Below are 12,690 nucleotides of genomic sequence, written 5' to 3' on the forward strand. Positions count from 1 at the left end.
AATGGCAGGCACCAAACGCTATCGATGGGACGCCGTTGCCTGACATCCGTGCGACGCCCGAGAAATGGTCGCTGGGCGATCTGTTGGCGCTCCAGTCGCTGCAACCGCTCATCTCGCAGTACATCCCGTGGACGTCCTGGTCGATGCGACCCGCCGCGTTGGCCAGCGTGGTCAACGACCTGGTGCTGCGGGAACGGCGCACGGTCGTCGAGCTGGGCGCCGGTTCGTCCACGCTGGTGCTGGCCCGGGCGGTGCGACTGACCGAGGGCCGGCTGGTCAGCGTCGAGCACGACGCCGGCTTCGCCGAGGCGATGAACCGGCGGTTGCGGGCCGCGGGCCTGGACGATCGAGCCACCGTCCGGCACGTGCCGCTGACGGCCATCCCCGCCGCGAGCGTCCAGGCCGGACGCCATCGCGCGCCCAGCGAGTGGTACGACCTCGAGACGTTGCGCGCCGCCGTACCGAAAAATATCGACCTGCTGGTGGTGGACGGCCCGCCGGCGGGCGAGCAAGCCGACGTTCTGGTGCGCGAGCCGGCGGTGCGGGTTCTGCGGGACCGGCTCGCCGCCTCCTTCTCCATCTATCTGGACGACGCGGAGCGGGAGCCGGAACGAGAGATCCTCGCGATGTGGGAGAGCCAGCTGGGGATCCCGTTCACCATTGTGGAGCGGATATCCGTTGGCGTAGGAAGTACGGATGGTGGTTTCACGCCCACGCTCTGAATCCGTCGTGCGGGACCCCTGCCTGCACTTCGACATCCAGGTCACCGAGCCCACCGAACTCCGCTGGACGTGCGGCTCGCGGCTGCACATGGAGAAGACGATCTTCACCCGGGCGACGGACATCGACCATCCCGCCCTCGGGACGCTGTCGACCCTCGGGGAGACCGAGGATCTGCACGACACGCAACTGTCCACCGTCGGCCCGGTCCGGGTGGAGATCGACCTCGAACCGCACCGCGGGCCGCGCCACGGCACCCTGCCCGGGACGGCCGAACAGCAGCGGCGCGTCGTCGGCATGCTCACCCGGTGGGCCTGGGGCGAGGACGCGGCCGACCTCACCGACCTGGTGTTGCAAGCGCCCACGCCGGACAACTCCTCGGACCGGCCGCCGCTGTCCGACCGGCTGCGGGAGCACGGCTGGGACGCCACCGACATGTGGCTGCTCACGTCCCTCGCGCCCAAGATGATGGAGCACCGCACGCCGTGGTGCCTGCGGGCCGTCCGCGTGGTCTACGGCAGCGCCGGCACGCTGATGGTGTGGCACCCGATCGCGGAGGACCACAACTGGAATCCGAACGAGCCGCTGCCACCCGGCAAGCGGTATCTGGTCCCGTTGCCGGAATGCCGACGGCGGCACGGCCAGCTCACCGCCATCGCCGGCACCGACGGCACGGCCGAGGCAGGGCGCCTGGTGCAGGACATCATGCAGCACCACGACTGGACCGAATGGCAGCTGACCCAGCGGGTGGAGCGCTGGGAGCGGCAGTTCTTCGCCCTCGCCCGGGACGGCGCCTTCGAGGCCCATCTGGACGCCCGCCATCTCGGCGTGGCGCTCGACGAGACGCATCAACTGCTGGGGATGCTGCGCCGGATCAACCGGGACATGGCCCGGCGCGGGCGGCTGGGCTGGCTGCCCCAGCCCGAGGCCGCCCCGATCGAGGAGTCGGTGACGTCGCTGCGAATCGAGGTGCAGCGCCGGACCACCCGGGTGGAGTCCCGGCTGGATCAGCTCAACGGCAGTCTGCGCGAGGGGTGGACGCTGCTGTCCAGCGCGGCCGGCGGCGCCCGGCTCCAACTGGACCGGGAGACCTCGGAACGGACCCAGGGCTTCCAGAACGCCGCCGGTCTGGTCGCCGCGCTGGTGCTCGTCCCCGGCCTGGTGCTCAGCCTCTACGGCGCGGAGGTCAAGGGCCTGCCCGGCATGGACGGCTCGTTCGGGCTGGTCGCCATGGCCGCGTACGCCGCCGTCGGCGCGCTGTCCACCTTCTCGACCCTGCGCGCGATGGCCTACCGCAGGCGCATGGTCGCGGTGCTGATCCTGGTCGGGGGCTTCTTCGCGTTGGTGCTGACCACAGTGCTGCTGATCACGTTGGGATGGGACTAGATGACGGACGTCGCTTTCCTCACCGGAGCCACCCGGCCCGAGCTGCTCCGGGGCTTGCACGAGTCGCTCAGCGCGCAGGACCTCGACTGGACGTGGTGCGTGCAACTGGACGGCGACGCGATCGGCTGGGAGCCGTCCGAGGCCGACCGCGACGGCTGGCTCCACGACCCACGGGTGCAGCTGGAACGCAATCCGAAGCCGCTCGGCTCCGGGACCACCCGCAATCTCGCCCTGATCCGCGGTTCCGCGCCCTACGTGCTCTGTGTGGACGACGACGACCTGCTCTATCCCGGTGCGATCGCCTCGCTGCTGGAGGTGGCCGAGAAGCAGCGGAAGTGCCTCGGGGTGTGGGGGCGTACCGATGTGATGCACGATTCGGCGGTCCCGCCCGACGCGGCGACGGCCGAGGTGTTCAAGTCATGGCCGGAGCCCGGCCTGATTCCCGCCGGCACCATCGGCGCGCAGTTTCAGGCAACAGGCAGGTTCGCGGTGCATGTCGGCGCGTTGCTGTGGCGGCGTACGCATCTGGTCGCCTTCGGCGGCTACGGCGCGCTGCCCCGGTCGATCGACACGCACCCGTTCATCTCGGCCGAGGCGCTGTTTCCCTGCTGGTACGAAGACGTGCCGGTGTACCGCTATCTGATCCACCCGGGCCAGATGACGAAAACGCCGTACTACCAGGCGATCAAGACGCGGGTGCAGGGCCACACGTTCCAGCGGGCCGAGCTGCTGCGCCAGTTGCTCCAGGCGCGGGAGGAGTAGCCGGGGCGGCCGAACGGGCCGCCCCGGGCCGCCTCAGGCCGTCTCGGTGATCGGCCGGTCCACCCAGCTCATCATGCCGCGCAGCTTCTTGCCGGTGATCTCGATCGGGTGCTCGGCACCCTCCTTGCGGAACTGCTGCAGGCGCTGGCCTCCGGCCTCGTCGTCCGCGATCAGCGTCTTGGTGAACTCACCCGACTGGATCTCGGCGAGGATCTTCTTCATCTCCTCCTTGACCGACGCGTTGATCACGCGCGGGCCGCTGACATAGTCGCCGAACTCCGCGGTGTCGGAGACGCTGTAGCGCATGCGGGAGATGCCGCCCTCGTACATGAGGTCCACGATCAGCTTGAGCTCGTGCAGGCACTCGAAGTAGGCGATCTCCGGCGCGTACCCGGCCTCGGTGAGCACCTCGAAGCCGGTCTGCACCAGCGCCGCCGTGCCGCCGCAGAGCACGGCCTGCTCGCCGAAGAGGTCGGTCTCGGTCTCTTCCTTGAACGTGGTCTTGATGACCCCGGCGCGGGTGCTGCCGATCGCCTTCGCATACGACAGGGCGAGCGCCTGCCCGCCACCGGTGGCGTCCTGCTCCACCGCGATCAGGGCCGGCACGCCCTTGCCGTCGACGTACTGCCGGCGGACCAGGTGGCCGGGGCCCTTCGGGGCGACCATCGCGACGTCCACGTCGGCCGGAGGCTTGATCAGCTCGAAGCGGATGTTGAGGCCGTGGCCGAAGAAGAGGGCCTTGCCGGCGGTCAGGTTCGGCTGGATCGACTCGGTGTAGATCTTGCGCTGCGCGGTGTCCGGCGCCAGCACCATGATCACGTCGGCCCAGGCGGACGCCTCGGCCGGGGTGGCCACCCGCAGCCCCTGCTCCTCGGCCTTGGCCCGGCTCTTCGAGCCCTCCTGCAGGCCGACCACCACGTCGACGCCCGAGTCGCGCAGCGACAGCGAGTGGGCGTGGCCCTGGCTGCCGTACCCGATGACGGCGACCTTGCGGCCCTGAATGATGGACAGGTCGGCGTCGTCGTCGTAGAACGTTTCGGCGGTCATTGCTTTCCCTTTCACAAGAAATCTCAAAGTCAGGCGGCGCGCAGCGCCGGGCCGGTGGTGATGGAACGGGAACCGCGGCCGATGGCCACGAGGCCGGACTGCACCATCTCCTTGATGCCGAACGGCTCGAGGTCACGCAGCAGCGCGTCGAGTTTGTCGGGATTGCCGGTCGCCTCGATCGTGAGGGTGTCCGGAGCGACGTCGATCACCTTCGCCCTGAACAGCTCGACCGTCTCGAGAACCTGCCCGCGGATGGCGCGGTCTGCGCGCACCTTGACGAGCAGAAGCTCGCGCTGGACCGACTGCTGCGGGTCCAGCTCGACGATCTTCAGGACGTTCACCAGCTTGTTGAGCTGCTTGGTCACCTGCTCCAGGGGTGAGGAGTCGGCGTTGACCACGATCGTGATGCGGGAGACGTCCGGGTTCTCCGTCTCGCCCACCGCCAGAGAGTCGATGTTGAATCCCCGCCGTGAGAAGAGGCCACTCACCCGGGCGAGCACGCCGGGCTTGTTCTCGACCAGCACGGAGAGCGTGTGCTTGTTCATAGTCACAGGTCGTCCTCGTCGAAGGCCGGGCGCACGTCCCGGGCGAACATGATCTCGTCGTTGCTCGTGCCGGCCGCCACCATCGGCCACACCATCGCGTCCTTGCCGACGGTGAAGTCGATGACCACCGGGCGATCGTCGATCTCCATGGCGGCCTTGATGGTGGCGTCCACATCGGCCTTGGTCTCGCACCGCAGGCCGACGCAGCCGAGCGCCTCGGCCAGCTTCACGAAGTCGGGGATGCGGTGCTTGTGGGTGCCCAGCTCGGTGTTGGAGTAGCGGCCCTCGTAGAACAGCGTCTGCCACTGCCGGACCATGCCGAGGTTGCCGTTGTTGATCACCGCGACCTTGATCGGGATGCCCTCGAGCGCGCAGGTCGCCAGCTCCTGGTTGGTCATCTGGAAGCAGCCGTCGCCGTCGATCGCCCAGACCTGCAGGTCGGGCTTGCCGACCTTCGCGCCCATCGCCGCCGGGACCGCGTAGCCCATGGTGCCGGCGCCGCCCGAGTTGAGCCAGGTGGCCGGGTTCTCATACTTGATGAACTGCGACGCCCACATCTGGTGCTGGCCGACGCCCGCCACGTAGACCGCGTCCGGGCCGACCAGCTCGCCGATCCGCTCGATCACGTACTGCGGGGCGAGGGTGCCGTCGGTGGGCTCGTCGTAGCCCAGCGGGTAACGCTTGCGCAGGTCGTTGAGCTGCGCCCACCACGGCTCGTACGCGGACGCGCCATCCGCCGTGCCGGAGACCGCGGCGATCAGCTCGTCGATCACGTGCCGGGCGTCGCCCACGATCGGCACGTCGGCGTGCCGGTTCTTGCCGATCTCGGCCGGGTCGATGTCGGCGTGCACGACCTTGGCGTCCGGGGCGAACGAGTCCAGCTTGCCGGTGACCCGGTCGTCGAAGCGCGCCCCGAGGGTGACCAGCAGGTCGGCCTTCTGCAACGCGAACACGGCGGGCACCGTGCCGTGCATGCCGGGCATGCCCAGGTGCTGCGGGTGCGAGTCCGGGAAGGCGCCGAGCGCCATCAGCGTGGTGACCACCGGGATGCCGGTCAGCTCGGCGAGCTTGCGCAGCCCGTCGGTGGCGCCGGCCTTGAGCACGCCGCCGCCCACGTACAGCACCGGGCGCTTGGCCGCCGCGATCAGCCGGGCCGCCTCCCGGATCTGCTTGCCGTGCGGGTGCAGCGTGGGCCGGTAACCGGGCAGGTCCAGCGTCGGCGGCCAGGAGAAGATGGTCTGCGCCTGCAGGATGTCCTTGGGGATGTCGACGAGCACCGGGCCGGGCCGGCCGGTCGACGCCAGGTGGAAGGCCTCGGCCATCACCCGCGGAATCTCCTCGGCCGTCTGGATCAGGAAGTTGTGCTTCGTGATCGGCAGGGTGATGCCCTGGATGTCCGCCTCCTGGAAGGCGTCCGTGCCGATCGCGGGCCGCGGCACCTGACCGGTGATGGCCACCATCGGCACCGAGTCCATGTAGGCGTCGGCGATCGGGGTGACCAGGTTGGTCGCGCCCGGGCCGGAGGTGGCGACGCAGACGCCGACCTTGCCGGTGGCCTGCGCGTAGCCGGTGGCGGCGTGCCCCGCACCCTGCTCGTGGCGCACCAGGATGTGCCGCACCTTGGAGTCGTAGAGCGGGTCGTACGCCGGCAGGATGGCGCCGCCGGGAATGCCGAACGCCACGTCGACGCCGAGGGCCTCGAGCGATCGCACGAGCGAGCCGGCCCCGGTGACGGGGGTCGGCGAGACCGCGGTGGCGGCCGGCGCGCCGGCTGCGGCGGCGACGGTGGCCGGGGTGGCACGGTGGGCGAGGGTCTCGGGCGTGGGTCTCGTCATGGCGATTCAGACCTTCGTTCGGGTTCGGGCGTCGTTCTCGCTTACTGGAATCAGTGCAACAAAAAAGGTCCTCGTGCTAAGCACGGGACCTGGCGCACTGCCCAAAGGGATCGGGGGCAGCGCGCTCAACTAAGTACTACGAGAAACGACGAACACATGCGGCTAAGACTGCCCCATCTCACGAGGTGCGTCAACTGATCTCACATCCTGGTCACCCGAAAAGGCCGGGTCGGTCGGCAGCACCGCCCGAACCTGCCGCATTCCGGGGCCCAGCATGACGATCTGGCTCCGGGCCGGGGCGCTCGGCGCGATCGCCGCCGGCCGGTTCCGGGGCGCGGGCACCGGCCGCGAGCACGACCGTCCGGCGCGCAGCTGCGCCTCCAGGTGCTCCGCCGGCACTCCCCAGCCGAAGAGGGAACCCTGGCCCAGCCGGCACCCGGCCGCCTCGACGACCTCGCGCTGGGCGGGCGTGCCGATGCCCTCGGCGAGCACCTCGAGGCCGAGCCGGTGCCCCAGCCGCACCACCACGTCGACCAGCGGCGCCGCCGTGCCGGTCCGCGACTCCGGCTCCGCGACCAGCGCGTGGTCGATCTTCAGGATGTCGACCGGAAGGTTGCGCAGCTGCCCGAGAGACGAGTAACCGGCGCCGAAGTCGTCGAGCGCGATGCGGACGCCGGTGGACCGCAGCTCGACGAGGCGGCGGATCAACTCGTCCATGTCCGTCGCCACGGCGTGCTCGGTGACCTCGAGCACCAGGCGCTGCGGCGGCACGCCGTACTTGTCCAGCACCGCCGCCACCTGGCCGGCGTAGTCGGCGGCGTGCAGCTCCTTGGGCGACAGGTTCACCGAGACCCACACGTCGTGCCCGGCGGTCAGCCACTGGGCCAACTGGCCGCACGCCTGGTCGAGCACCCAGGCGCCGAGCATGCCGATGAGACCGGACTCCTCGGCGACGGGGATGAACTCGTCGGGACGCACGGCGCCGAGGTCGGGGTGGTGCCAGCGCAGCAACGCCTCCGCGCCCACCGGACGCACCGAGGGCAGCGCGACCACCGGCTGGAAGACCAGCCGCAACTGGTCGCGCTCGATCGCGTGACGCAGCTCGTTCTCCAGCACGCTGTGCCGGCGCAGCAGTTCGTCGTAGCGCTTCTGATAGCGCTCGACCCGGTTCTTGCCGCGCTGCTTGGCGTAGCGCAGGGCGAGATCGGCGTCGCGCATCAGCTCGCCGGTGTCGCCGGGCGTGAGGGAACCCGCGACGCCGACGCTCGCCGACAGGAACACCGAGCCGTCCTCCGTCTCGTACGGTTCGCAGAGCACCGCGAGCAGCCGCCGACCCACCGCCATCGCCTCGTCGGGGGTGGCCCGCATCAGCACCGCGAACTCGTCGCCGCCCAGCCGCGCCGCCACGTCCCCGTGGCCCAGGTGGGCGCGCAGCCGCTCGCCGACCTCGGCCAGGACCGCGTCGCCGACGTCGTGCCCCCGCATGTCGTTGACGTTCTTGAAGCCGTCGAGATCGAGCCCGACCAGGGTGCGGGGCCGACCCGGCACGGCCGGCTCGCGCAGCGCCCGGACCAGGCCCCGGCGGTTGGCCAGACCCGTCAGCGGGTCGGTGTGCGCCAGCTCGCGGAAGTGCGCCTCCCGCTGGCGCAGCTGAAGCGTGTAGCTGCGCACGTCGCCGAGCGCCAGATATTGCCGCCCGACCAGCGCGAAGCCCTCGACGCTGGCGCCGAGGAAGCCGAATCCGGCGAACTCCCCGCCGGCCAGGATGTGACACGTGCCCGCGATCACCATGGCGGCCATCGGGACGAACGCGTACCCGGTGCCGCGATGGAGGACGTCACCGGAGACGGTGACCGGGCGGTCCGCGACCTTGACCGCGTGCGCCACCACGACCAGCCCGGCCGGCAGCAGCAGCGCGCCGAGCAGGACCACGATGGGCCCGCCCTGGCAGATGCCTCCGGGAATCGCGGTGGCCGAGATCGCGACCAGCGTCACTCCCGCGGCGACCCGGACCGTGACATGCCGCGGCCGGTGCGCGTGCACGGCCAGGATCGTGGTCAGCCCGGTGGCGATCGTGGCGACCCCGGCGCCCAGCAGCACCGACAGGCAGCGCACCGGCGTCAGCGAGCCGAGGATGCGGGTGGGATCCGACACGAGCGTCCAGCCGACGAACCAGAGCGCGGCCGCGATGACGAGCCCGTCCAGCAGGTGCCGCAGCGCGGCCCGGCGGCACTCGGCGGCGCCCGGAAGCATCAGGGTGCCGGTCAGCAGGGTCAGCGTCCCCAGCGCCATCGCCACCGCGACGGCCTGACCCAGGGTCCGCACGTGCTCGCGCATCTCGTCGTGCGCCATGAAGAGGGCGCTGACCAGCCCGGCGAGCGCCGCACCCGTGGCGACGGCCCCACCCGCGGCGAGCAGGAGGTGAGCACGCCGGGCGGCACCGGTATGCCGACGGCCGGAGTTTCCTAGCAGCGCGACGGCCGGGACCGCGACCAGGAGGCTCGCCAGCCCGGCCAGCTCCACGCCGGACGGTGAGTGCACTCCGAACACTCTGCCGTACGCGCAGCGATTTCTCTATCCCGAGGGATGGACATGCGCGGCTCCGGTTCACCCTCGGTCCTTACCGACGGTGGCAGTATGTAGTGATGCCTGAGCTGCGCTCCCGGACCTCGACCCACGGTCGGACAATGGCCGGCGCGCGCGCCCTGTGGCGCGCCACCGGCATGACCGACGACGACTTCGGCAAGCCCATCGTGGCGATTGCCAACAGCTTCACCCAGTTCGTACCCGGGCACGTGCATCTGAAGGACATGGGCGGTCTGGTCGCCGACTCGATCGCCGCGGCGGGCGGGGTGGGCCGCGAGTTCAACACCATCGCGGTCGACGACGGCATCGCGATGGGTCACGGCGGCATGCTCTACTCGCTGCCCAGCCGCGAGCTGATCGCCGACGCGGTCGAATACATGGTCAACGCGCACTGCGCCGACGCCCTGGTCTGCATCTCGAACTGCGACAAGATCACCCCGGGCATGCTGATCGCCGCCCTGCGGCTCAACATCCCCACCGTGTTCGTCTCCGGCGGCCCGATGGAGGCCGGCAAGACGGTCGCCATCGAGGGCGTGGTGCACGAGAAGCTCGACCTGGTCGACGCGATGAGCGCCAGCGCCAACGAGAACGTGACCGACGCCCAGCTCGACACCATCGAACGCTCGGCCTGCCCCACCTGCGGCTCCTGCTCCGGCATGTTCACCGCCAACTCGATGAACTGCCTCACCGAGGCGATCGGCCTGGCCCTGCCGGGCAACGGCTCGACGCTGGCCACGCACGCCGCCCGCAAGGCTCTGTTCGAGCGCGCCGGCTCGCTGATCGTCGAGATCGCCAAGCAGTACTACGAGAACGACGACGCCTCGGTCCTGCCGCGCGCGATCGCCTCACGGGATGCCTTCGAGAACGCGGTCGCCCTGGACGTGGCGATGGGCGGCTCGACCAACACGGTGCTCCACCTGCTGGCCGCGGCCCGCGAGGCCGGACTCGACTTCAGCGTGGCGGACATCGACGGCATCTCCCGCCGCGTGCCCTGCCTGTCCAAGGTTGCCCCGAACAGCCCGAAGTACCACATGGAGGACGTACACCGCGCCGGCGGCATCCCCGCCCTGCTCGGCGAACTCCACCGGGCCGGACTCCTCCGCGACAAGGTCCGCGCGGTCCACGCCCCAACCCTGACCGCCTGGCTGGACAACTGGGACATCCGCGGTAAATCACCCCTCCCCGAGGCACTCGAACTCTTCCACGCCGCACCGGGCGGCGTCCGCACCACCCAGCCGTTCTCCACCACCAACCGCTGGTCGACCCTCGACACGGACCCGGCCGGAGGCTGCATCCGCTCCCTGGAACACGCCTACACCGTCGACGGCGGCCTGGCCATCCTCTTCGGCAACCTCGCCCCCGACGGCTGCGTGGTGAAAACCGCCGGCGTCGCCGAGGAACTCTGGAAATTCACCGGCCCGGCCCGCGTCTACGAAAGCCAGGACGCCGCCGTCGACGGCATCCTCGGCAAACAGGTCATCGAAGGCGACGTGGTGGTGATCCGCTACGAAGGCCCCCGAGGCGGCCCCGGCATGCAGGAAATGCTCTACCCGACGTCGTTCCTCAAGGGCCGCGGCCTCGGCAAAGCCTGCGCCCTGATCACCGACGGCAGATTCTCCGGCGGCACCTCCGGCCTGTCGATCGGCCACATCTCCCCCGAGGCGGCCTCCGGCGGCCTGATCTCCCTGATCGAGACCGGCGACGAAATCATCATCGACATCCCGGGCCGCTCGATCACGCTCAACGTGCCGGACGAGGAATTGGCGCAACGCCGCCACGAGCAGGAACGCCGGCCGAAGCCGTACACGCCGGTCGACCGCCAACGCCCGGTCTCGGCGGCCCTCCGGGCCTACGCCTCGATGGCCACGAGCGCCAGCGACGGGGCTTACCGGTTGGTGCCGGAATAGGTTTCTTTTATCAGTACGCCCGCACGGCTGGCCAGAAGCAGCACCGGCCGGCCCGGTCGCACCCGGAGGTCCGCGGGCGGTCGGGCTGGTCGCGCGTCCGCCGGGCAAATCCGGTGGTCCCGCAGCTCGGGCTGGTTCGTTGCGAGATCGGTCAGCGGGCGACTTGGGCCGTTTCGAGATCTGTCGCGATCATTGAGAAGACGGCCAGGTCATGCGCCTCCCCGTCGTCCCAGTCGGCCATCCGCAGCGTGCCCTCCCGCTGAAACCCGGCCTTTTCCGCGACCCGCAGAGAAGCGACGTTGTCGACGCGGGCGCGCAACTGGACCCGGCGCATCCCGCCGCTGGTGAGCGCCCATCGTCCGACCGCCCCGGCCGCCTCGGTGGCATAGCCTCGACCACGCCGATCGGCCCGCACGCCGTATCCGACTTCGCTGCGTCCCGCCTCCCAGTCGACGTCCCGCAAGCCGATACTGCCGACGATCTCGCCGCTAGCTTGTTCCACTATCGCCAGGTTCACACCCTGACCATCCAAGCGCTTCTGGTGCACCCGCTCCGCCAGCCACTCGTCCACGTCGCCAACGACCTCAGGGGAGCTCGGCGGCAGCGCCGTCCGGTCCTCGGCCGCCAAGAACGCCGCCACCTGGTCGGCGTCCCACAACCCAAACTCACGAATCTCCAACGCACCGGAGATGATCTTCACTGGAGGAAACATGGCGAGCAGCGTAAGCCCCCACCCCCGCGGTCTTACGTCGCTGTTCCCGCCATGTGGGTCATACGCATGCCGGCACACGGAAGCAAGCTAGCGAGCTCCCTCGCCACGGATCACCGGTGCTAGCCCCACGAAAGCCAAAGCGCACCCACGGAACACGCCCCCCGCGCCGGCTAAGCCCGGACATCCCACGAGCACCACGACCCCGAGTCGGGTAAGCCCGCGCGCCCCCAGAGCTCAGTTCAGAATGCCCGGTTCAAGCTCACCACCCCTTGCCCCCGTGGACGGAGGCTTGGCGTTAGGGTGGGCTACAGCGTCGCGTGCCGGTGGCAGACCGTGTCAGGCATGGAGGCGCAGGACCGAAGGGAGCACGACGATGATGATCGTCGTCCCTTCGCCCTTCACTCGTGAGTGAGGGCGAGAAGACCAGGCTGGTTGCCTGGAGTCGAGAGCTGCGCAGCGTCCATGACAGGCTGCGCCAAGCGCTGACCGTCACCCAGCAGGCCCTCGCTGACGGCGAGCCGGTCGAGCCAGCTACCCGGGACCTACTGCTGTTCTGTCACGGGTTCTGCACCGCGCTCACGGCACACCACGAGGGCGAGGATCGTCACCTGTTTCCCGCGATCGCCGAGCAGTACCCTCAGCTGCGCGACACGCTGCACTACCTACGGCAGGACCATTCGATGATCGCTCACCTGTTGGCCGGGATGCAGGCTGCCGTAGCCCGTGCCGCCGCGCCTGCCGAGCTGCACCGGCATCTGGAGGGTGTGGCAGCGATCATGGAGTCACACTTCAGGTACGAGGAACGTCAGCTGCTGACCGTCCTGGAGACACTGGCACTGGACGCCGATCCGCACGCAGTGCTGGGACCTCTGTGACCGCCGGGAGTCGCAGGTGCGCCGCCGTCCCACCGCCCCTTTGGGATCAGCTCAGCATGAGGTCATCAGCTTGCGAAGGCAGATGACGGAGCAGGCAAGGCTGAGCATGGCTTGATGGATGTCGGCGCGGCGTTCGGACCGGATGCGCAGGCGTTTGAAGGCGTGCAGCCAGGCGAAGGTGCGCTCGACGGCCCAGCGCAGCCGGCCGAGTCCGGAGCCGTAGAGCCCGCCGCGGCGGACGATGACCGGGGTGACGCGGCGCCGGCGCGGCAGCCGGCGGTACTTGTCCGGCCGAACCCGCACGTCCCATGAAGA

10 protein-coding genes and 1 pseudogene are annotated in these 12,690 nt (G+C 70.0%); 5 read left to right on the forward strand and 6 right to left on the reverse strand.

Annotation, left to right across the window (positions count from 1 at the left end):
• Positions 1 to 35 precede the first annotated feature (35 nt).
• The 3 genes from AB0M36_RS34375 to AB0M36_RS34385 are packed head-to-tail and all read left to right on the forward strand — an operon-like array spanning position 36 to position 2,868.
• Positions 36 to 722: a class I SAM-dependent methyltransferase gene (locus AB0M36_RS34375; RefSeq protein WP_364166362.1), complete on the forward strand. Its 687-nt coding sequence runs from the start codon at positions 36 to 38 to the stop codon at positions 720 to 722.
• The gene (locus AB0M36_RS34380; RefSeq protein ID WP_364166364.1) at positions 697 to 2,106 is read left to right on the forward strand and encodes a hypothetical protein; all 1,410 of its coding nucleotides are present in this window, start codon (positions 697 to 699) and stop codon (positions 2,104 to 2,106) included. The genes AB0M36_RS34375 and AB0M36_RS34380 overlap by 26 nt, the downstream gene beginning before the upstream one ends.
• Positions 2,107 to 2,868 (forward strand): glycosyltransferase, encoded by a 762-nt coding sequence (locus tag AB0M36_RS34385; protein WP_364166366.1) that lies wholly within the window; start codon positions 2,107 to 2,109, stop codon positions 2,866 to 2,868. It abuts the gene before it with no gap.
• A 33-nt stretch (positions 2,869 to 2,901) separates the two neighbouring features.
• Here the strand turns inward: AB0M36_RS34385 and ilvC are convergent, their stop codons facing one another.
• The 4 genes from ilvC to AB0M36_RS34405 all read right to left on the reverse strand — a co-directional run bounded on the left by ilvC (position 2,902) and on the right by AB0M36_RS34405 (position 8,818).
• Positions 2,902 to 3,915, reverse strand: coding sequence for a ketol-acid reductoisomerase (ilvC, locus tag AB0M36_RS34390; RefSeq protein ID WP_364166368.1), 1,014 nt, complete (start codon positions 3,913 to 3,915; stop codon positions 2,902 to 2,904).
• A 29-nt stretch (positions 3,916 to 3,944) separates the two neighbouring features.
• Positions 3,945 to 4,460 carry an acetolactate synthase small subunit gene (gene ilvN / locus AB0M36_RS34395; RefSeq protein ID WP_364166412.1) on the reverse strand — a complete coding sequence of 172 codons (516 nt, stop codon included), beginning with the start codon at positions 4,458 to 4,460 and terminating at the stop codon, positions 3,945 to 3,947.
• Between the two features lie 2 nt (positions 4,461 to 4,462).
• Positions 4,463 to 6,295 (reverse strand): acetolactate synthase large subunit, encoded by a 1,833-nt coding sequence (locus AB0M36_RS34400; protein ID WP_364166370.1) that lies wholly within the window; start codon positions 6,293 to 6,295, stop codon positions 4,463 to 4,465.
• 162 nt (positions 6,296 to 6,457) lie between these two features.
• Positions 6,458 to 8,818, reverse strand: coding sequence for a bifunctional diguanylate cyclase/phosphodiesterase (locus AB0M36_RS34405; RefSeq protein ID WP_364166414.1), 2,361 nt, complete (start codon positions 8,816 to 8,818; stop codon positions 6,458 to 6,460).
• A gap of 122 nt (positions 8,819 to 8,940) precedes the next feature.
• On the opposite strand from AB0M36_RS34405, the gene ilvD reads away from it, so the two are divergent.
• Positions 8,941 to 10,788, forward strand: coding sequence for a dihydroxy-acid dehydratase (ilvD, locus tag AB0M36_RS34410; protein ID WP_364166372.1), 1,848 nt, complete (start codon positions 8,941 to 8,943; stop codon positions 10,786 to 10,788).
• A 151-nt stretch (positions 10,789 to 10,939) separates the two neighbouring features.
• Here ilvD and AB0M36_RS34415 read toward each other — a convergent pair whose 3' ends face one another.
• Complete coding sequence (locus AB0M36_RS34415) at positions 10,940 to 11,488, reverse strand: GNAT family N-acetyltransferase (RefSeq protein ID WP_364166374.1); 549 nt, start codon at positions 11,486 to 11,488, stop codon at positions 10,940 to 10,942.
• Between the two features lie 416 nt (positions 11,489 to 11,904).
• Between AB0M36_RS34415 and AB0M36_RS34420 the strand changes: the two genes are divergently transcribed.
• Entirely contained in the window at positions 11,905 to 12,375 is a 471-nt protein-coding gene (locus tag AB0M36_RS34420; RefSeq protein WP_364166376.1) for a hemerythrin domain-containing protein, read from the forward strand.
• Between the two features lie 51 nt (positions 12,376 to 12,426).
• On the opposite strand, the pseudogene AB0M36_RS34425 reads toward AB0M36_RS34420, so the two are convergent.
• Positions 12,427 to 12,657: pseudogene (locus AB0M36_RS34425) on the reverse strand (transposase); the annotation flags it as partial.
• Positions 12,658 to 12,690 lie beyond the last annotated feature (33 nt).

This window comes from Actinoplanes sp. NPDC051346 (assembly GCF_040682215.1).
GTDB lineage: Bacteria > Actinomycetota > Actinomycetes > Mycobacteriales > Micromonosporaceae > Actinoplanes.